This is a genomic window from Enterococcus sp. DIV1639a (assembly GCF_050530445.1).
GTDB classification, from domain to species: Bacteria; Bacillota; Bacilli; order Lactobacillales; family Enterococcaceae; genus Enterococcus_B; species Enterococcus_B hirae.
On record NZ_CP172886.1, the window covers coordinates 1,298,755 to 1,320,068 of the forward strand.

The following is a 21,314-nucleotide window of genomic DNA, read 5'->3' on the forward strand; positions in this document are numbered from 1 at the left end:
TTAAAAGCTAAGAACATCGGGTAAACTTCAAAGCCGGTAAATTCTACTGGTTTTGAAGTTTTTTTTGTAAAAATGATTGAAAAATTGATTAGTCTAAATAATTTGTCAAGATGTTATGTCTCTGAGATAACAAGACTGATCTTGATAGATTAGTTGTGTGAAGATGGTTTTTTTACAACCATTTATAAATGAAATTTGAAGAGAAATGGGTGATGTGGAGCTTTATATTTACTCTTGGAAGGATTGCATCGAATAACTTCTTTGTTTATACTTAATCAAGAATTAGTATTAATAATGGATTAAGGAAGGAAAGCGATGAAACTTTTGACAAAAATAGTAATCGGAATTGCTATTGTCGTGATAGTGGTTCTATTATTTGCAGGCAACTATTTTTATAATTATGCAGTTGTCCCATCAGAAAAAGATTTTTTAGAAAACGATACGCCGGGAACTTCTCAAACAACAAAAGAAAACGAGGCGACAAAGTGGTTCAATCAGAAAGAGAATCGCATTTACTGGCATCTAACATCAACAGATCATTTGAAATTGTCTGCGATCTATCTGCCAGCAGAAAAGAAAAGTGATAAAACAGTTATTGTTGCCCATGGTTATATGGGAAATGCGGAAACAATGGCAAATTATGCAAAAATGTTTCATGATTTAGGCTACAATGTGTTAGTTCCAGATGCTCGAGGCCACGGGCGTAGTGAAGGGGATTATATCGGATTCGGTTGGCCAGAGCGAAAAGATTACGTCCAATGGATCGATAAAATCTTAGCAGAAACAGGGCAGTCGCAACAAATCGTGCTTTATGGAGTAAGTATGGGTGCTGCAACTGTGATGATGACGAGCGGTGAGAAGCTACCAAATAACGTGAAAGCGATCATCGAAGACTGTGGGTATTCGTCAGTTGATGAAGAACTTGCATATCAACTAAAAGATATGTTCAACTTACCTTCTTTTCCATTGATCCAAGTGACTAGCTTGATTACAAAAATTCGAGCAGGGTATTTTTTTGGGGAAGCAAGTGCCGTTGATCAATTAACTAAAAATACGAAACCAATGTTATTTATCCATGGTGATGCGGATACATTCGTTCCCTATAATATGTTAGCAAAAGTATATGCTGCAACTAAGGGACCAAAAGAAAAATACGTGGTCAAGGGAGCCGAACACGCAAAAGCGTATCAGGCAGACCCAGAAAAGTATCAGCAAACCGTCAAAGAGTTTTTAGCAAAATATGTCCAATGAGTTGTTTGCTAATAGCTAATACAAAAATAATTTTAGGATTCTAATAGAGAGAACTCATTCTTTTTATTTACCGGCAGTCATCCGTTCACAATAGAAATATGGGTGACTGCTTACATATATAGTTGAGAATTTTACATAAATCAGACAAAAAAACGAACGAAAATCAAGAATAGGCAAAGAGGAACCTTTCTGTCATTATCGAAAAATACATTGTGAAGAATGAAAATAGAGAAAATGAATTTAGGAGCCTTTTTGACATAAAAACGGATATAAAATCGTTTCATGAAAAAAAGCGAATCAACCGCACAAAACGATTTTTATTATAAAAAATGATCTCAAGAAAGGGAGCGAAAAAATGCCACTGGCAAATAAACTAGAACTAGAACAAGCTTTGCGCGCACGATTATTAGTCAATTCAATATCCTCTAAAGATACTAAACATTCAATTGTGAACCGCACAAAACGTTTGTTCAAAAAAAACCTTCAATTGAAGTAAATAAGCAAGACAAATTTGGGAATTTCAAAATGTATGAACAATTTTTTGATCTTCCAGTTGGAGATATTCGGCATATTCCTGATTTGAATGAGACGAAAGCGATGTTTAAAGAGTATTTGAAAAATTGGAGTCATATGATCAATGTGAGTGACGATCCTAACATAACAAGTTTAGCTGAAGAAAAGGGTCAGTTTACAATGTACGATTCATTCGAACGGAGTAGCGATGCTATCCAAGATACACAAAAAATAGAACAGGAACTTTTACACTTAAGTGGAGATGAAGCTCGTTTTCTCGTATTACCACTCCTAAGTGGGAGACCGTTACATAAAGAGGAAAAAGAGTTGATTAAGGACACCACTGAAAATGAGCCTATATATACTAGTTTAACAGGAGCAATTATCCAAAATCAAAACAATAAATATCTCGTTACATTGGTAACTTCGAATGACCAAGAGCTCACGATTCGCAAATGCGCAATCGATCAAGACAAAACCAAAGAGTTAGCCAATCTATTGGGCACGCCATTACACTCTAGCCATGAGAATGAGACTACACTAGTGGATAAATTTGAGAATCTTAGGAATAAACAAGAAATAAAAGAAACGGCAAAGAATATATCACATTCAAAAAAATTTCATTTCTTACTTCCGCAACTATATTACACCGTTGACTACATTTTTTATGGGAATGCTGTTGATCAAATTCATGAGGATGTTCAAAAGAACGGTCAAATACAAGGTCAGAAGGGGAAGGCAATTGATGAACAAACGAAGCCCCCAATGGATTACTTCAATCTTACACCAGCAACTCAACAAAATAATCATAAACGGTTGATGAATGAGTTTCATTACGCAGCACTTAAGAGGATGAACCAATTACAATATTCGGAAGGTCTTCTTCATTCGATGGTTATTGTACATAATAAAACTGAACAAGTGGAAAATATGGATAAGAATTGGAAAACAAAAATTGAAGATACAATACTCACAACTTCTCAACAAAGAAAATCGCCGTATAGACAAGATTCAGTAGAAGTAGAAGACAGAGGGATTTACCTAGCTGAGCTGCGGGAACCAAAAGAAATATTTGAGAAAGCAGAAGAACAATTAAAACAGTCAAGAGGGATTGTTCTGCCAAATGAAGTGGTAGCAATTAGCCGTTCACTTCAATATAGTAAGTATTATCAGTTAGAAAAAAATTCGATTGTACAAGAACTCTCTCGATTAATGCCAGGCGATCCAACTTCTTTTCTAGTTACTTCTCATGATATTCAGATCAAGTTGAAGGACAAGGGTCCTCATGAAAAACAGAATCTTGGTTGTGTGATACGGAAAAATACTTTCGGGAACTTTATCGTTTCAGTGGTTGATCCCACAGGTTACTATCAAAAAAGAACGCAAGTAAATGGTCTGTTACCTTGTGTACATGAATTTGAAATTTCTAAATCTAACCTATCAGAACTAGCACAAGCACTCAATAAGCGCAACGATAAGAACAAAAGTGACTTTATCCTTCAAAGGGATTTATCTTTAATTAGCAATGGAGGAAAAGTTACAGATTATATCATTGATCAAAGTGCTTATTTAAAATCAAAACAGGGATTTCATCATTTTTCTGCCGCAGTAGATTTTGCTATTTTTTCAAGTACAATGCAGTTAGGGCGTTATGTTTATATTAATGATCTTGAGAAATTGAGTGGAAAAAATACAGAGTTAGCGAATAATTTAGGAGAAGAAAGAGCATTGAAAATAGCTTATCCAGAACACTTTGCTCAAAAGAAAGTGAAAAAAACACGAGCTAGTAATTCGCAAATAAGGGACGTTTATAAAAATTCTATCTTTGATCAAGAGAGATGATAAGGTTTACCATCACTCGTTCTTTTTGAACCAGTTTAGAAGAACTAGACAAAGAGACCGTTTGAACCACTCAACGAGTCGTTCAAACGGTCTCTATTTTCTATCTTTGAAAACATGTGATTTTTTGGTGATTAAAGATTAGCAAATTTTTCCAACAAACGGATCATTTGGCAAGTGAAACCATATTCATTGTCATACCAAGCAACGGTTTTTACGAGTTGGTAATCGCCAGCCGTTGTGACTTCTGTTTGAGTTGGATCGAAAATCGAACCTTGTGTGGTACCGATTACGTCACCAGAGACGATTTGACGATCATCGTAACCAAATGATGGATTGTCTTCGGTATGTTTCTTGATCGCTTCGTTCACTTGTTCAGCGGTCACTTTTGTTTTTAAAATGGAAACTAGTTCTGTTAATGAACCATCCACTACAGGTACTCGTTGTGCGTGACCTTGCAATTTCCCTTGAAGCTCTGGAATAACTAAGCCAATTGCTTTTGCCGCACCTGTTGAGTGAGGGATCGTGTTGTCAGCTGCTGATCGAGCTGCCCGTAAATTTCCACCTTTTACTGGTCCGTCTAATAACATTTGTGTAGAAGTATAAGCATGAACGGTAGTCATAGTCCCCACTTCGATACCAAATTCATTATTTAAGAAATAAGCCATCGGTGCTAAACAGTTTGTCGTACAAGAGCCTGCCGAAATGATTTTATCATTAGCATCTAACGTATCATCATTTACATTGTATACGATTGTTTTCATTGCACCAGCAGGAGCAGAGATCACTACACGTTTTACCCCAGCGTTCAAATGGGCTTGTGCTTTTTCTTCCGAAGTATAAAAACCAGTACATTCCAGTACGATATCGACCCCGTTTTCTTTAACCCAAGGGATTTTACTTGCATCTGGTTCAGCATAGACACGCGTTTCTTCACCATCTACTACGATTGAGTCTTCTGTTGCAGTAACTGTACCGGGATAGGTTCCATGAGTTGAATCAAATTGTAGCAACTGTGCCAACATTGTTGGGCTAGTTAAGTCATTGATTGCTACGACTTCAATATCATCAGATACTTCTTTGATTCGGCGGAAAGCTAAACGTCCAATACGTCCAAATCCGTTAATACCTACTTTTACTGTCATAATCAAAAGTTCCTCCTTTAGTGATATTGAGGGTGCAAACTTCGCATCCTTGATTAATACACTGTCATTCTCCTCCTGTTCACAAAATTTGTCAAAAAAAGATACTTACAAAAGTAAAGTGATAAAATGGTCTGAGAGATGTCAAGCACTAGGAGATCTTTGAAACAATTTACTTAAGTAAAATAGAAAAAATGAACAAAACCTGGAAAGTTTAATTGAAACGATAGACAAAATAGCTTTTGACCGATAAAATAAATAAGACTTTTGTTTATTGTGGAAATTCAGGCAGTCAAATGAATAATAGATAATTAAAATAGGAGGACTTAAAGATGTCCATGTTTTTAGATCAAGTAACCATCGATGTGAAGGCCGGTAAAGGCGGCGACGGAATGGTCGCTTTTCGCAGAGAAAAATATGTACCTGATGGAGGACCTGCTGGTGGTGACGGCGGTCGTGGCGGTGACGTCATTTTGATCGTTGATGAAGGTTTACGTACATTAATGGATTTTCGTTTCAATCGCCATTTTAAAGCACAGCCAGGAGAAAACGGAATGAGTAAAGGGATGCACGGTCGGGGTTCAGAAGATACTTATGTAAAAGTCCCTCAAGGAACGACTGTCCGTGATGCTGAAACAGGCGCTTTGTTAGGCGATTTGATTGAAAATGGTCAAACCTTAGTCGTTGCTAAAGGCGGTCGAGGGGGACGAGGAAACATCCGCTTTGCTTCTCCACGAAACCCAGCACCAGAAATTGCAGAAAACGGCGAACCAGGTCAAGAACGCAGAATCGAATTAGAACTAAAAGTCTTGGCTGATGTTGGGCTGGTTGGCTTTCCATCTGTAGGTAAATCAACGCTGCTTTCAGTTATTTCTTCTGCTCGGCCTAAAATCGGTGCGTACCATTTCACGACATTAGTACCAAATCTTGGTATGGTAACAACTAGCGATGGACGCAGTTTTGCAGCAGCGGACCTTCCTGGATTGATTGAAGGAGCTTCTCAAGGTGTTGGCTTAGGAACGCAGTTTTTACGTCATATCGAACGTACTCGTGTTATTTTACATGTGATTGATATGAGTGGGATGGAAGGCAGAGATCCTTACGAAGACTATTTGGCGATCAACCATGAATTGTCTACTTATAATCTTCGTTTATTGGAACGACCTCAAATAATTGTAGCCAATAAAATGGACATGCCAAACGCAGAAGAAAATTTGAAAAAATTCAAAGAGCAGCTTAATAAAGAAAAAACAGATGAATTTGCAGACGATATGCCGATTTTTCCAGTTTCAGGGGTAACAAGAAAAGGCATTGATCCATTGCTGAATGCGACAGCGGATCTTCTAGAAGTAACACCAGAGTTTCCGTTATATGATGAAGAAATCGAAGAAGAAACAGTTCAATATGGATTCAATCCAGAAGGACCAGAATTTAAAATCGATCGCGATCCTGATGCTACTTGGATCTTATCAGGAGAAAAAATTGAGAAACTATTCCAAATGACGAATTTCGATCACGATGAAACTGTTATGCGTTTTGCTCGTCAGTTGAGAGGAATGGGCGTTGACGAAGCTTTACGTGCCCGTGGAGCAAAAGATGGCGATCTAGTGAGAATTGGTGAATTTGAATTTGAGTTTGTCGAATAAGATTACGTATGCTCATGAAAAGAGCCCATGTTAACACTCAATATCAACAAAGCGTCAAACCAGAAAAATGGTTTGGCGCTTTTTTGGTTTAAGCAATGGTAGGATTTGTCTTTTGGTAAAAATTTTTAAGCTATCACCAATAGTATTCAGAAAGATTTTTTAATAGGAAAAATTTATATTTCTTATGTGTTATTTATTAAAGGGTTTTTCCTTTTGTTTTTTTAAAATAAAAGTTAGAATAAAGAAAATGAATAGAGGAGTGTTTTTATGAGCAAACGAGTGATTATTTTGAATTTCCCTGTAGAGAGTCAAGCTTACCAAGCATTTTCTGAAATCAAACGATTACACGCTTCTCGTGCGATCAAGGGTGAACAAATGGCAGTGATTAGTCATGATCCTAATGGAACGCATCAATTCAAAATAGAGGATTTTTTGGATTTTACTGGAAACAATAAATCTTCAAAAGGTGGTTTAATCGGAATGTTAGTCGGTGTCTTGGGAGGCCCACTAGGGATTCTTTTAGGTTGGTTTGCTGGCGGGATGATCGGTGCTACGCAGGATGCCAAGGAAATCCAAGATGCTCAGACAGTTTTTGATTTTGTGGGCAATAAAATTGGCGAAGGAGCAACCGGTTTGATTTTGATTGCTGAAGAAGAAGATAATCGTCCTTTGAACCAATTAGTCATGATGGATTTAGGTGGCGAAATTACTCGCTTAGATTATGAAGAGGTCGAAGAAGACGTCCACGCTGCCAAAGAAGTCGAAAAACAAACACAAGAAACGGCACGGAAATCGTGGAAAGACAAACATCCTCAATAAAGAGACGAACAGAATAAAGAAAGAGAAACGCGTGAAAAAGGCGTTTTTCTTTTTTTAGTACCAATAAAAATGCAATTATTTAGGAAGCAATACGGACTTTCGGTTGATTATCCGACACATTTCCCATAAAATTAATAGTGAGTTTAAAGAAAGTCAGGTAGATTATGGAATTACAATTTTTAGGAACTGGTGCAGGGGTACCTGCCAAACATCGAAACGTTACCAGTATTGCATTAAAACTTTTGGATGAAAGAAATGAAGTCTGGTTATTTGACTGTGGTGAAGGAACGCAAATGCAAATCTTACGTACCAACATTCGTCCAAGAAAGATTGAAAAGATATTTATTACTCACTTACATGGTGACCATATCTTTGGGTTGCCAGGCTTGTTAAGCAGTCGTTCATTCCAAGGGGGAGATACGCCCCTGGAAATCTACGGACCAAAAGGAATCGAAACATTTGTCAAAACTTCGTTAGCTGTTTCGCAAACACGTTTAGGCTATCCGTTGAAATTCATCGAGTTAGTTGAAGATCAGCCGATTTTTCAAGATCAGCATTTTTCTGTCTATACTAAAAAATTAGATCATGGAATTGCCAGCTATGGCTTTCGGGTTGTGGAACATGACCATAAAGGAGAGCTTCAAGTTGAAAAATTACAAGAACTGAATATTCCGGCTGGACCAATATATGGAAAGTTGAAAAAAGGAGAATCTGTTCAATTACCTGATGGAAGGGTTGTGGACGGGAAACAGTTTGTGGGGCCAGACAAAAAAGGGCGGATCGTTACGATTTTAGGTGATACGAGGAAGACAGCAAATTCAATCGTATTGGCCCAAGACTGTGATGTTTTGGTTCATGAAAGTACGTTTAACAAAAATGAAGCCAAGTTGGCAAAGAACTACTTCCATTCGACGACTTATCAAGCGGCTGAAGTAGCTAAAGAAGCAGCAGCGAAAAGTTTGTTATTAACCCATATTAGTGCGCGCTATTTAGGAAAAGCTGCGCAAGAACTAGAAGAAGAGGCACGTGAGGTCTTTGCAAATACAAGGATCATGAAAGATTTTGATACTGTCGATATTCCATTTCGTGAGGAGGAAAAGAATGAATTTAGAAAATAAAGTTGTCTTAGTTACCGGTAGTTCTGGTGGATTGGGCGCTCAAATCTGTTATGAAGCTGCAAAAAAAGGTGCTATCGTCATTGCTTGTGCTCGACGCAGCCAATTGATTGATGAGGTTAAAGCAGAATGTCAGAGATTAAGCGGAAAGGAAGCCTATGCTTTTCCAGTAGATGTGAGTGATCCTGACAGCGTCGATCGGCTCTATGAACAAGTGATGCAAACAGTCGGACGTGTAGATGTGTTAGTCAATAATGCCGGCTTTGGCATTTTTGAAGATTTTTTAACTTTCGATTTAGGAAAAGCTTACGATATGTTTGAAGTAAATGTACTAGGTATGATGGTCTTAACCCAAAAATTTGCGATTGATATGGCTGAAAGAAGGCAAGGACATATCATCAATATCGCTTCAATGGCTGGGAAAATGGCGACGGCGAAATCAACGATCTATTCAGCAACAAAATTTGCTGTCTTAGGCTTTTCTAATGCCTTACGATTAGAATTAAGACCACTTGGAGTGGCAGTCACTACGGTGAATCCAGGACCGGTTGCTACTGAATTTTTTGATAAAGCTGATCCTACCGGCAGTTATTTAGAAAAAGTTAGTCAACTTGTTTTAGAACCGGAGAAACTAGCAAAAACAATTGTACGAACAATGGAACATCCAAAGCGTGAAGTGAATCGTCCTGTCCTTCTTGAAATAGCGGCTAAATTTTACACTCTCTTTCCGACTATTGGCGACTACCTCGCAAGTGGGATTTTTAATAAAAAGTAGGTGAAAGAGTATGAAAAAACAAAGTAGTGTGATTATTGGATTTTTGCTTGTCTTGATTATTGTCGTATTTGCTGTATTAAACAACAGAAATGTTCCTGTTAACTTTGGGATTGCTTCATTTTCTGCACCATTGATTTTAGTTATCATTGGTTCGGCGATTATTGGTGCATTGATTGTTTTTGTTACTGCATCAACCACTTTATGGCAACAGAAAAAACAAATCAAACAATTAAAGCAGGAACTATCAGATTATCAAGAAAATCTTGATAAAAAAATTGCTGAAGCAAAGGAAGAACAACAACGAACATTCCGAAATGAACGAGCAGAATTAGAAGCTGCTTATCAGGCAGAATTACAAGCAACGAAAAAACAACTACAACAAGCACAGTCGTCAACATCTGATACGCAGAAAATTTCAGCAAAGCAAAGCTATAATTATTTTGACTAAAGTTTTATGAACGAGATCAAAATAAAAGATGGCAGGAACCGTTGTTACATTTGGCTGAGAGGTAAAAGGCTGAGTTTCGGGTTTGTCAAATGGTCTTCAAAAAGTGAGTAACGACTTTTTGAAGACCATTTTAATGTGTTTGTGGCTATCTTTCTTCTTTTTTTTAAACTTTTCGTTTGCTATAATAACTAGGTTAGGGGTGAGCAAGTGAGACAAGCAAATTATGATTGGCAATTAAGTGAATCAGAACCGACTGAAATGTTTCTTCAAAGTATAAAGCAAGAGAATCTATCGCCTTTTATTGGCAAATTACTTTGGCAACGAGGCTATCGTGATGTAGAGAAAGTAAAAGAATTTTTGAATCCCAAACATCAAGAATTGCATGATCCTTACTTAATGCATGACATGGATAAAGCCATCAGTCGAATCCAAGAAGCGGTGATCAATGGTGAAAAAATAGTCGTTTATGGTGACTACGATGCAGATGGGATTACAAGTACGACAGTGATGAAAGAAACATTGGAACTACTCGGCGCCAATGTCGAAACATTTTTACCCAATCGTTTTATCCATGGCTATGGACCAAACAAAGCCGTTTATCAAGAAAAAATCGATGCAGGTGCGCAATTGATCATTACAGTGGACAATGGTGTGGCTGGTCACGATGCCGTAGCTTATGCGCAACAAGCAGGTGTTGATGTAATCATCACAGATCACCATGAAATGCCCAGTGAATTACCTGAAGCCTACGCTATCGTACATCCACGACATCCACAAGGGAATTATCCGTTCCCTGATCTAGCAGGTGTCGGAGTAGCTTTTAAAGTGGCAACAGCATTATTAGAAGAACCTCCTGCTGAATTTTTAGATCTAGTGGCGATTGGAACGATTGCAGACTTAGTATCAATGACAGGCGAAAATCGCACACTTGTTGCTTTAGGATTAGATACGATCAAAGAAACCGAACGGATCGGTTTACAAGCTTTATTTAATGAAAGTGGCGTCTCTATGAAAGAAGCAGATGAAACGACCATCGGCTTTTCAATTGCCCCTCGGCTCAACGCGATTGGCCGAATGGGTGATCCTAATCCAGCTGTCGAGATGCTAGCTACCTTTGATGAGGAAGCGGCACTCACGTATGCCAAAAAACTCAACACGATCAATGAAGAAAGAAAAGCAGTCGTTGAAAAAATTACCCAAGAAGCATTGGAAATGATTGATGAAACGAATCAGATCCACCTTCTTGCCCATCCTGGGTGGCATGAGGGAGTGTTGGGGATCGTAGCTGGTAAGCTGATGAATGCCACTGGTAAACCGACGATCGTCTTAACGATCAAAGAAGATGGTACAGCGAAAGGATCTGGCCGAAGTGTCGAAGCCCTGAATCTATATGAAATGTTAGATGCGATGCGTGACTTATTTACTTTCTTTGGAGGACACCATGCTGCTGTAGGGTTAACGATGCCTAGTGATAATCTTCAAGAATTACAAAAACGAATGAATCAGTATGTTTCCGAACAAAAAATAGATTTGACAAAAGGCGCAGCTTTACCGATCGACGAAGTCCTTACACCCAAAGATGTAACCATTGAATTGCTTAATGAATTAAAGTTACTTGCACCATATGGTACAGACAATGCGGTACCTCACTTTCTGTTTCGCCAAATCTTGGCTGAAAATGTGAAAAGAATTGGTACGAGTCAGCAACATTTGAAGTTAACATTGATGGAAGAAGCTAGTCCGTTAGATGCGGTAGCATTTGGTTTTGGCGACCAAGAAGCTGAGCTGTTAAATAATCCAGTGGATATCGTTGGGAAATTAGCTATCAATGAATGGAATGGTCGGAAAAAACCGCAATTACTGGTATCAGACTTTGTTGTTGATGGATTTCAAATTTTTGATTGGCGTTCAAAGAGATACCGTCAGTTAACGAAGGTTGATCCACAAACATTGTATCTTGCGTTTGATCGCTCTTCTTTAAAAGAAATCTCTGGACTGGCTACAGACAATGTCCACGTGTTCGAAAGTGTGGAACATATCAAGCAGTTGATCCACGATAATTCATATCATTCCTTGTTGGTAGTTGATTGTCCAAATGATTTAGAAATATTAAAAGAAATCCTTGCCTTTGGTTCTTTCGATCGAATGTACTTATTAGGGATTTCTTATGAAGAAGCTTATTTGAATGGAGTTGGGTCAAGAGAACAATATGCCAAATTGTTCAAACTTATCCATACACAAGAAAAAATAGATATTCGCTATAAATTAGGCTCAATTGCTCAATATCTAAAAATACCACAAAAATTATTAATTTTTATGATTCAGGTGTTTTTTGAATTGAAATTTGTTACAATAGAAGATGGCGTTTTGCAAAAGATCGCTAATCCCAAAAGTCATCCGTTGACTGATAGCGTGCGTTATCAGCAACGAATAAAAAAAATCAAAGTAGAGGAATTCTTATTGTTAAGTGATATTCCCTCTATTAAAAAAAGGTTAACAACCTAGGAGGAGACAAATAGTGGATTTAAAAAAATATATTGCAAGTATTCCTGATTATCCAGCAAAAGGAATTATTTTTCGTGACATCTCGCCCCTTATGGCTGATGGAGATGCCTACAGAGAAGCAACGAAACAGATCGTAGATTATGCGAAAGAAAAAAGAATCGATATGGTTGTAGGACCAGAAGCGCGAGGATTCATCGTTGGCTGTCCTGTAGCTTACGAATTAGGAGTTGGATTTGCACCTGTACGTAAAAAAGGGAAGTTGCCTCGTGAAACGATCGAAGTAACTTACGGACTGGAATACGGTACAGATACATTGACACTCCATAAAGACGCGATCCAACCTGGACAAAGAGTCTTGATTTGTGATGACTTATTGGCTACAGGGGGAACGATCAAAGCAACGATCGAATTAGTAGAAAAATTGGGCGGTGTCGTTGTTGGCTGTGCTTTCTTGATCGAACTAATGGACTTAGATGGTCGTGAAAAAATCGAAGGATATGATATGATCACCTTGATGGAATATTAAACGATTTTTTGCTTAATAAACATTAAAAATAAATGTAAAAAGAAGTGGGACATTAATCAGATTTTTTCTGACTAATTGTCCCACTCTCTTTTTTGTCAAGCAATCCCAAGTACGCTTGCTCACTATTTTTAGTTTGTGCAGGTGTATTTGTAAAAGTAGTCAATTGTTTTTTGATGGGGGGAACAATCGACTACTTTTTTGTGCATGAGCCGTTTTCTGACTCTTACATATGTGTTTTTTTTATTTCGTTATTCAGGATTCTTTATGGGTCAAGATCAAGAGTGTCTCGATCGATAATAGGAGTCTGGATAAAAAGTGTCATCATGAATCCGACGCCGTTCAGACTGACGGTATTTCTTTTCATCCCACAACATAAACCATAAAGCAAACAACGGAACAAAGATCAACAATGCTGTACGCATACCAAAATTACCAATAATAATGCCTAAAAATAATACCATTAATACTAAGCCAAGACGTCTCATTGATTTCATGATTTCTCACCTCATTATTTTATGCGAACAAAAGTTCGTATAATTAGTATACGAACTTTTGTTCGTTTTGTAAAGAGGGAAGAACAAAAAAGATCGAAATCTATGTGTGTAATACTCAGAATTTTTTTAAACCAGCACAGGTCATTTGCTTATTCACCGTATTCAAAGCAGTTAGCGGTATTTGATCTAAATCATGCCACAGATCATGGTAGGTAAATGACGATTGTAGTTGTACCAAATGAAAAAAATCGAAATGGAAATACGACAAAGATCGACAAAAAAGTAGGAAATCGGTGCATTTTATTTAAGGAGTGAGGAAAGCACAAGAGAAAAAAATCAGGCCGTTTATGGACACTTAATCATCGTTTATCCATCTTAATGCCCATTAAAGAACCCGAGACACGTTGCCCCGGGTTTTTCAGTCTTTATTGATAGATATAGCAGTTACTGCAAATAAATGAGTATGCGAGTAAGACCTTCACTTAAGTCTAGTCAAAAAAATCGTCTTTAATAGATATGACTGCGGTAGAGCCCAACGACTCGACCTAAAATAGAGACTTGATCTAAAATGATCGGTTCAAGAAGATCGTTTTCCGGTTGTAAACGAAAATGATTTTTTTCTTTATAGAATCGTTTACAAGTCGCTTCATCTTCTGCGGTCATTGCAATCACGATATCCCCGTTTTGGGCAGTTTCTTGTTTACGGACAATTACATTATCTCCGTCTAAAATTCCTGCATTGATCATACTTTCTCCGCGGATCGTCAACATGAACAAGCTTCCATCTTCAGAAGAAAGGTTAGGAGGGATCGGAAAGAAATCGGACGCATCTTCAACTGCTAAAATCGGTTCACCTGCAGTGACCACACCAAGCACTGGAATCGTGGAAGGTTTTACCCCTATTTTGGCTAATCCTTGTTTTGTTAATTCGATTGCACGTGGTTTCGTAGGGTCACGTTGAATAAATCCTTTTTTTTCCAATCGTGCAAGATGACCGTGAACTGTGGAGGTAGAAGAAAGCTGAACCGCTTCTCCAATCTCCCGAACAGTTGGTGGGTAGCCTTTTTGGGAAACTTGCTCGTGGATATATCGTAAGACTTCGATTTGTCTGGTTTCGGTTTGTCGGGCCACAGAGTACACCTTCTTTCAATTAATAATTAAATAGTACCACATAAAACTACTTCTTTCAAACAAATGTTCGTATTTAAAATATTTTATACTAGTTGTTTTTTTCGTGATTTTTATATAATATGAAGTAGAGTAAAAAGGAGGACTTGCTATGTTATCACCGGAAAAAATTACCCGCATCAACGAACTGGCCCAAAAAAAGAAAACAGAAGGCTTAACAGCTGACGAAGAAAAAGAACAATTGGCGTTAAGAGAAGAGTATCTGTCTGCTTTTCGTTCTGGGATGCGACACCATATCGAAGGGATGAAAATCGTTGATCCAGAAGGTAACGATGTCACTCCAGAAAAATTGAAAGAAATCCAACGTGAAAAAGGCTTACATCGTCGAGGAAATAAGTTTCAGTAATAATTACTAAAAAACATTGCTTTTTCTAGACGTATCTAATAAAATTAGTAAGTAAGAAATAAAGGTAAAAAAAACCTAAATTAATAGGAGGGGTTATTTTGTTCGACAAAATCGACCAACTTGGCGTTAACACGATCCGTACATTAAGTATTGAAGCAGTTCAAAAGGCAAATTCTGGACACCCAGGGTTACCAATGGGGGCAGCCCCAATGGCATATGCACTCTGGACGAAACATTTGAAAGTGAACCCAACGACTTCAAAAAATTGGGTTGACCGTGACCGTTTTGTCTTATCCGCAGGACATGGTTCGGCAATGTTATACAGCTTACTACATTTATCAGGTTATCAAGTCACAATCGATGACTTAAAACAATTCCGTCAATGGGATTCAAAAACACCTGGACATCCAGAGGTCAATCATACTGACGGAGTAGAAGCAACAACTGGACCGTTAGGACAAGGAATCGCTATGGCTGTAGGTATGGCAATGGCAGAAGCTCACTTGGCAGCAACATATAACAGAGAAAACTTCAAAGTGGTAGATCACTATACTTATTCTCTTTGTGGCGACGGCGACTTGATGGAAGGCGTTTCGCAAGAAGCAAGTTCAATGGCTGCTCACATGAAATTAGGTAAATTGATCGTATTGTATGATTCAAATGATATTTCATTAGATGGTCCTACTTCAAAAGCTTTCACTGAAAATGTAGGAGCTCGTTATGAAGCTTATGGCTGGCAACATATTTTGGTTAAAGATGGAAATGATTTAGAAGCCATCAATCAAGCGATCGAAGAAGCAAAAGCTGAAACTGAAAAACCAACATTGATCGAAGTCAAAACAGTGATCGGCTACGGAGCTCCTAAAGAAGGAACTTCTGCTGTCCATGGGGCACCAATTGGCGATGATGGAATTAAAATGGCTAAAGGAGTGTATGGTTGGGAGTATCCTGATTTCACAGTTCCAGAAGAAGTAGCTGAAAGATTCCACCAAACAATGGTTGAAGAAGGGCAAAAAGCTGAAAATGAATGGAAAGAAATGTTTGAAAACTATAAACATGCTTATCCAGAATTAGCTCAACAATTTGAAGATGCGTTTGCTGGAAAACTTCCAGCTGACTGGGATGCTGAATTACCTTCTTATGAAGTAGGCGAAAGTCAAGCTAGCCGGGTTTCAAGCAAAGAAGTGATTCAAGAGTTATCAAAAGCAATCCCAAGTTTCTGGGGCGGATCAGCGGACTTATCAGGTTCGAATAATACGATGGTCACTGCGGACAAAGACTTTACTCCAGAACATTATGAAGGTCGTAATATTTGGTTTGGCGTTCGTGAGTTTGCGATGGCAGCTGCGATGAACGGTATCCAGCTTCATGGCGGAACTCGTATCTATGGCGGCACATTCTTTGTTTTCGTTGATTACTTACGTCCAGCAGTCCGTTTAGCAGCTATTCAAAATACACCGGTCATCTACGTGTTGACACATGATTCAGTGGCGGTTGGTGAAGATGGACCAACACATGAGCCAATCGAACAATTAGCGTCTGTAAGATGTATGCCAGGTGTTCACGTGATTCGTCCAGCCGATGGGAATGAAACACGCGCTGCTTGGAAAGTAGCAATGGAATCGACTGATACACCAACGATCTTGGTTTTAAGTCGTCAAAATCTTCCAGTTCTGCCATCAACGAAAGAAGTGGCAGACGAAATGGTGAAAAAAGGAGCTTATGTACTATCACCAGCTCAAGGGGAAACACCAGAAGGTATCTTGATCGCGACTGGTTCTGAAGTGGATCTAGCAGTCAAAGCACAAAAAGAATTGGCAGCAGCTGGAAAAGATGTTTCAGTCGTTTCAATGCCAAGTTTCGATTTATTTGAAAAACAATCTGCAGAATACAAAGAAAGCGTCTTACCAAAAGCCGTAACAAAACGAGTTGCTATTGAAGCAGCAGCTTCATTTGGTTGGGAACGCTATGTTGGGACAGAAGGAACAACTATCACGATCGATCATTTTGGTGCTTCTGCTCCAGGAAATAAAATTCTTGAAGAATTTGGTTTCACAGTGGAAAATGTTGTAGCAACTTTCAACCAATTATAAAATGAGTTAAAGAAGTTTTACGACAAACGTTTAAGAACATCTGAAAAAAGGAGACTATTTTCAGATGTTCTTTTTTTGTAGTAGAAAATTAGAATAATGATTCGTGTTTAATATTACTTAATGTTTCTTTAACATTACGTTCGTGTTACAAAAAGAAAAATAGTAAAGATTGATTTGAGTTTCCCATAAATTAAAAGTATAATTTAATTAATTAAGATTGTTTAAAGATGGAAACTTTATCAAGAGTTTTTTATTTTTTTGAGGAGGAATTCGAATGCAAGAGCTGAAAACCCGCAGTGCCCGACACCAAAAGAATAAAAGAACCATGGTGATCAATAAAAAAGCGATTGCTCCTTTGATGGGGACAACTCTTTTAGTGGGGCCAATGATGGTTACAGCAGCACCGCAAAATGTACGAGCAGATGAGCAGGTCACACAAACGACTGCAGATCCACAAGCTTTCATCAATCAAATCGGTTGGGCAGCTTCTGAAGTGGCTGCAAACAATGATTTATATGCATCGGTCATGATTGCCCAAGCTTTATTAGAAAGTGCTTATGGCACATCTAGCCTGGCAAGTGCGCCAAACTATAATTTATTCGGAGTTAAAGGAAGTTATAGTGGTCAAGTTGTTTATATGGCTACAAAGGAATATCTTAATGGACAATGGGTCACGATGAATGAACCTTTCCGTAAATATTCTTCTTATTGGGAATCTCTGCAAGATCATGCCAACGTTTTGCGTTCAACTAGTTTTTCAACTGGAGACTATCATTATGCTGGTGTCTGGAAAAGTAATACCACGAGTTTTTACGATGCGACAGCATATCTAACTGGTCGTTATGCAACAGATCCGGGTTACGGAGCAAAATTGAACTCATTGATTAATACGTATAATTTAACCCGATTTGATACGCCTTCTTCTGGTACCACAACGACGACAAGTACTACCACAACGACTACTACTACGTCAACTACCTCTTCATCAAGTGGTAGCCAGACCTATAAAGTGGTTTCAGGCGATACTTTATGGGATATCGCACAGAAATTTGGTTTGTCAGTTGATGACTTAATGGCTAAAAATGGGATGACGATGTCTAACTATTCCTTATTAGTCGGACAAGAAATAAACGTTTAGTTAAATTAAGTGATAAAAACGGGAAAGGCTCTTCGCAGCTTTCCTGTTTTTTTACGTTGAAAAGGCGAATTATTCGCCAGAAGTTTCTTAGTTGTATTATCATTGAATAGAAGAAAATATTAAGGAGGAACTTAAAATGACACAAATTTATCATTCGATTACAGAATTGATTGGTCAGACACCGATCGTTAAGCTTAATCATTTGGTTCCAGAAGATTCAGCGGAAGTTTATGTGAAATTGGAATTTTTTAATCCTGGTGGCAGCGTAAAAGACCGGATTGCATTAAGTATGATTGAAAAAGCAGAACGGGATGGCCTTCTTAAGCCAGGAGACACAATCATCGAACCGACTTCAGGAAATACAGGGATCGGATTAGCCATGGTTGGGGTAGCTAAAGGGTATAAAGTGATCATCGTGATGCCAGAAACGATGAGTATCGAACGACGCTTATTGATGAAAGGTTATGGTGCTGAATTATTGCTCACGCCAGGTAAGGATGGAATCAGTGGCTCAATCAAAGAAGCGAAACGTTTAGCAGCGGAAAATGACTACTTCTTGCCGCTTCAGTTTGAAAATCCAGCCAATCCTTCTATCCATGAGAAAACAACTGGACATGAGATTCAAGAGGCGTTTGGTGTGAATGGGTTAGATGCTTTTGTAGCAGGGATTGGCACTGGAGGAACGATTTCTGGTGCTGGTAAAGAGTTGAAGCGAGTCTATCCAGCAATTGAAATCATTGGAGTTGAACCAGCCGAATCAGCGATTTTAGAAGGGAAAGAAGCAGGACCACATAAAATTCAAGGAATTGGGACAGGGTTTGTGCCAGATACTTTGGATACGAGCGTCTATGATCGGGTAGTTTCTGTAACAGGGGATCAAGCGTTAGCCACTGCTAGAGAAGTTGGAAAAAAAGAAGGAATCTTAGTAGGCATTTCATCAGGCGCAGCGATTGTTGCTGCTTTGGCAGAGGCGAAAGTGTTAGGTAAAGGGAAAAAAGTCTTAGCGGTTGTCCCAGATAACGGAGAACGTTATTTGTCAACAGCGCTTTATCAAGAAATGTAAAGAATTCTTACCACAACATTTAGACGTAATTAAGGAGATTTTTTCCTTAATTGCGTCTTTTTTCGCAATATTATGATTAATTTGAAATTTCTTTTCATGAAAAGTAGATTTTAAAAAGTAAAAATAGTATGATAGGACGAGAATAACAACGCGGGGTGTTAAAAATGGAGAATAAACTATTAGTTGAAGAAACAATCGAAAAATTGAAAAAGGAAAATATACGGATCACACCTCAGAGGTATGCAGTTTTAGAGTATCTGATTGAACATCATTCACATCCAACTGCTGACGAAATTTATCGTGCTCTGGAAGATCGTTTTCCGAATATGAGTGTGGCAACAGTTTATAACAATTTAAGATTGTTTACTTCAATTGGCTTTGTACAAGAGATGAAATTTGGGGATTCATCTAGTCGATTCGATTTTAGTTCAAAACGTCACTATCATGTGATATGCGAAAATTGTGGAAAGATCGTCGATTTTCATTATCCTGATTTAGCGGACATCGAAATGGCAGCTGGTCGATTGACGAACTTTGAGATCAATGAGCATCGTTTGGAATTATATGGTCGCTGTCCTGAGTGTCAAAAAGAACAAGCGATTTAGTTTGCTGAAAGTATTGATAAAAATATGAAAAAATAAAAAATTAGTCAGTTTGATAAACAAATCACTGACTTTTTTTATTTTTTTCTCTTTCTTTCACAAAGGTTATAGTGTATGTTTTTGTTTTCACAAGTAAAGCGTGGAGTAATCAGCAATTGCGCAGGAGAATGAACAGAAAACAACAAGGTTGAATTTGTGAATTCACAAGCATTAAACTGTTGTATCCGTTTTATTTTTGCTATATTTAAACTTGTCGAAGGACAAATCGTTAATCGGAGGGATTCACATATGAAAGTTGTAGTAATTGGCTGCACGCATGCGGGTACAGCAGCTGTTAAAAGTATCTTAAAAAATCACCCAGAAGCGGATGTTACTGTGTACGAGCGAAATGATAATATTTCCTTTTTATCATGTGGGATCGCATTATACGTGGGTGGTGTAGTAAAAGACCCAGCCGGTTTATTCTATTCTAATCCTGAAGAACTACATTCTTTAGGTGCAACTGTAAAAATGGAACATGATGTAACTGACGTGGATACTGAAAAGAAAACTGTGACAGCCAAAGATCTAAAAACTGGTGAAGTTGAAACAGTTTCTTATGATAAATTGGTAATGACTACTGGCTCTTGGCCAATCATTCCGCCAATCAAAGGAATTGAATCAAAAAATATTTTGTTATGTAAAAACTATAACCAAGCAAATGAAATTATTGCACAAGCAGAAGATGCCAAACGGGTGGTCATCGTAGGTGGTGGTTATATCGGTATCGAATTAGTCGAAGCTTTTGTTGAATCTGGTAAACAAGTTACATTGATTGATGGTTTAGATCGTATTTTAAATAAATATCTTGATAAACCATTCACAGATGTATTAGAAAAAGAACTTGTCGACCGTGGAGTTACTCTAGCATTAGGTGAAAATGTTTCTGAGTTTATTGCGGATGAAGAGGGTAAAGTGAAACAAGTAGCAACTGCTAAAGAAACTTTTGACGCGGACATGGTCATCTTATGTGTTGGTTTTAGACCAAATACGACATTAGTTGATGGAAAAGTTGATACGTTACCTAATGGAGCCATCAAAGTTAATGAATACATGCAAACAAGTGATCCAGATATCTTTGCTGCAGGGGATTCTGCTGTAGTAAGTTATAACCCAAGTGGTACCCAAAATTATATTCCTTTGGCAACTAACGCAGTTCGTCAAGGATTGTTGGTAGGAAATAACTTGACTGAACATAAAATGGCGTATCGTGGAACGCAAGGAACGTCTGGACTTTACCTATTTGGTTGGACGATTGGTTCAACAGGGGTGACAAAAGAGAGCGCACCTATGAATAATTTAGAAGTCCAAGCAACGGTCTTTGAAGACAATTATCGTCCAGAATTCATGCCGACAAATGAAAAAGTGATGATGGAATTGGTTTATGAAAAAGGGACAAACCGCATTGTCGGTGCCCAATTCATGTCGAAATATGATATCACTCAATCAGCAAATACGATGTCACTGGCTGTTCAAAATAAAATGACCGTTGAAGATCTAGCGCTATCTGATTTCTTCTTCCAACCTCATTTTGACCGTCCATGGAACTACTTGAACCTATTGGCACAAGCTGCATTGGGCGAAATCGAAACTGCGCAATAAGCAATCAGCGAATGGTTGAACCTTGTTTATTCGCTTTATAGCTATCAACGAGAGGTTGAGACAAAAGTGTTCAGCATCAAGAAATAAGAAGGAATTTCCGAAAATTGACAAGAAACACAAAAACTAGTTTTTGATGTTGATTGTTACCTACTTGGTGCTTCTCAAATTTT

Annotated in this window: 19 protein-coding genes; 16 read left to right on the forward strand and 3 right to left on the reverse strand. The window is 38.1% G+C overall.

Annotated elements, in window-relative coordinates:
• The first annotated feature begins 315 nt into the window (after window positions 1–315).
• From IGJ32_RS05865 to IGJ32_RS05875, 3 genes are all read left to right on the forward strand, one after another.
• A complete protein-coding gene (locus IGJ32_RS05865) occupies window positions 316–1,251 on the forward strand; it encodes an alpha/beta hydrolase (protein WP_342081687.1) in 936 nt (311 codons plus the stop codon).
• A gap of 355 nt (window positions 1,252–1,606) precedes the next feature.
• Window positions 1,607–1,747: a hypothetical protein gene (locus IGJ32_RS05870; protein WP_342081688.1), complete on the forward strand. Its 141-nt coding sequence runs from the start codon at window positions 1,607–1,609 to the stop codon at window positions 1,745–1,747.
• A gap of 29 nt (window positions 1,748–1,776) precedes the next feature.
• Complete coding sequence (locus IGJ32_RS05875) at window positions 1,777–3,606, forward strand: hypothetical protein (protein WP_373168818.1); 1,830 nt, start codon at window positions 1,777–1,779, stop codon at window positions 3,604–3,606.
• A 131-nt stretch (window positions 3,607–3,737) separates the two neighbouring features.
• On the opposite strand, the gene gap is transcribed toward IGJ32_RS05875, so the two are convergent.
• The gene (gene gap, locus IGJ32_RS05880; protein WP_010719268.1) at window positions 3,738–4,748 is read right to left on the reverse strand and encodes a type I glyceraldehyde-3-phosphate dehydrogenase; all 1,011 of its coding nucleotides are present in this window, start codon (window positions 4,746–4,748) and stop codon (window positions 3,738–3,740) included.
• A 329-nt stretch (window positions 4,749–5,077) separates the two neighbouring features.
• On the opposite strand from gap, the gene obgE reads away from it, so the two are divergent.
• From obgE to IGJ32_RS05915, 7 genes are all read left to right on the forward strand, one after another.
• Window positions 5,078–6,391 carry a GTPase ObgE gene (gene obgE, locus IGJ32_RS05885; RefSeq protein ID WP_010719267.1) on the forward strand — a complete coding sequence of 438 codons (1,314 nt, stop codon included), beginning with the start codon at window positions 5,078–5,080 and terminating at the stop codon, window positions 6,389–6,391.
• Between the two features lie 267 nt (window positions 6,392–6,658).
• Entirely contained in the window at window positions 6,659–7,210 is a 552-nt protein-coding gene (locus IGJ32_RS05890) for a hypothetical protein (protein ID WP_010737501.1), read from the forward strand.
• 164 nt (window positions 7,211–7,374) lie between these two features.
• Window positions 7,375–8,328: a ribonuclease Z gene (gene rnz, locus IGJ32_RS05895; RefSeq protein WP_010719265.1), complete on the forward strand. Its 954-nt coding sequence runs from the start codon at window positions 7,375–7,377 to the stop codon at window positions 8,326–8,328.
• A complete protein-coding gene (locus IGJ32_RS05900; protein ID WP_010737503.1) occupies window positions 8,312–9,100 on the forward strand; it encodes an SDR family NAD(P)-dependent oxidoreductase in 789 nt (262 codons plus the stop codon). Before rnz ends, IGJ32_RS05900 begins: the two co-directional genes overlap by 17 nt.
• A 10-nt stretch (window positions 9,101–9,110) precedes the next feature.
• Window positions 9,111–9,548, forward strand: coding sequence for a LapA family protein (locus IGJ32_RS05905; RefSeq protein ID WP_010719263.1), 438 nt, complete (start codon window positions 9,111–9,113; stop codon window positions 9,546–9,548).
• 207 nt (window positions 9,549–9,755) lie between these two features.
• Window positions 9,756–12,053 carry a single-stranded-DNA-specific exonuclease RecJ gene (gene recJ / locus IGJ32_RS05910; RefSeq protein WP_094940435.1) on the forward strand — a complete coding sequence of 766 codons (2,298 nt, stop codon included), beginning with the start codon at window positions 9,756–9,758 and terminating at the stop codon, window positions 12,051–12,053.
• Window positions 12,054–12,066: 13 nt separating this feature from the next.
• Window positions 12,067–12,579: an adenine phosphoribosyltransferase gene (locus tag IGJ32_RS05915; RefSeq protein WP_010719261.1), complete on the forward strand. Its 513-nt coding sequence runs from the start codon at window positions 12,067–12,069 to the stop codon at window positions 12,577–12,579.
• A gap of 275 nt (window positions 12,580–12,854) precedes the next feature.
• Here the strand turns inward: IGJ32_RS05915 and IGJ32_RS05920 are convergent, their stop codons facing one another.
• Both IGJ32_RS05920 and lexA read right to left on the reverse strand, forming a co-directional pair.
• Window positions 12,855–13,073, reverse strand: coding sequence for a hypothetical protein (locus tag IGJ32_RS05920; protein ID WP_010719260.1), 219 nt, complete (start codon window positions 13,071–13,073; stop codon window positions 12,855–12,857).
• A 507-nt stretch (window positions 13,074–13,580) separates the two neighbouring features.
• Window positions 13,581–14,204 carry a transcriptional repressor LexA gene (gene lexA, locus IGJ32_RS05925; protein WP_010719259.1) on the reverse strand — a complete coding sequence of 208 codons (624 nt, stop codon included), beginning with the start codon at window positions 14,202–14,204 and terminating at the stop codon, window positions 13,581–13,583.
• 148 nt (window positions 14,205–14,352) lie between these two features.
• Between lexA and IGJ32_RS05930 the strand changes: the two genes are divergently transcribed.
• The 6 genes from IGJ32_RS05930 (at window position 14,353) to IGJ32_RS05955 (ending at window position 21,144) form a co-directional block, all read left to right on the forward strand.
• Window positions 14,353–14,607: a DUF896 family protein gene (locus tag IGJ32_RS05930; protein WP_010719258.1), complete on the forward strand. Its 255-nt coding sequence runs from the start codon at window positions 14,353–14,355 to the stop codon at window positions 14,605–14,607.
• 98 nt (window positions 14,608–14,705) lie between these two features.
• A complete protein-coding gene (tkt, locus tag IGJ32_RS05935) occupies window positions 14,706–16,700 on the forward strand; it encodes a transketolase (RefSeq protein WP_010737506.1) in 1,995 nt (664 codons plus the stop codon).
• A gap of 274 nt (window positions 16,701–16,974) precedes the next feature.
• On the forward strand, window positions 16,975–17,838 hold the full coding sequence (locus tag IGJ32_RS05940) for a glucosaminidase domain-containing protein (protein WP_063627063.1): 864 nt from the start codon (window positions 16,975–16,977) through the stop codon (window positions 17,836–17,838).
• Between the two features lie 136 nt (window positions 17,839–17,974).
• Entirely contained in the window at window positions 17,975–18,901 is a 927-nt protein-coding gene (gene cysK, locus IGJ32_RS05945; RefSeq protein WP_342081690.1) for a cysteine synthase A, read from the forward strand.
• A 164-nt stretch (window positions 18,902–19,065) separates the two neighbouring features.
• Window positions 19,066–19,506, forward strand: a complete 441-nt coding sequence (locus IGJ32_RS05950) for a Fur family transcriptional regulator (protein WP_010719254.1) — start codon at window positions 19,066–19,068, stop codon at window positions 19,504–19,506.
• Window positions 19,507–19,791: 285 nt separating this feature from the next.
• Window positions 19,792–21,144, forward strand: coding sequence for an NADH oxidase (locus IGJ32_RS05955; RefSeq protein ID WP_010737508.1), 1,353 nt, complete (start codon window positions 19,792–19,794; stop codon window positions 21,142–21,144).
• Window positions 21,145–21,314 lie beyond the last annotated feature (170 nt).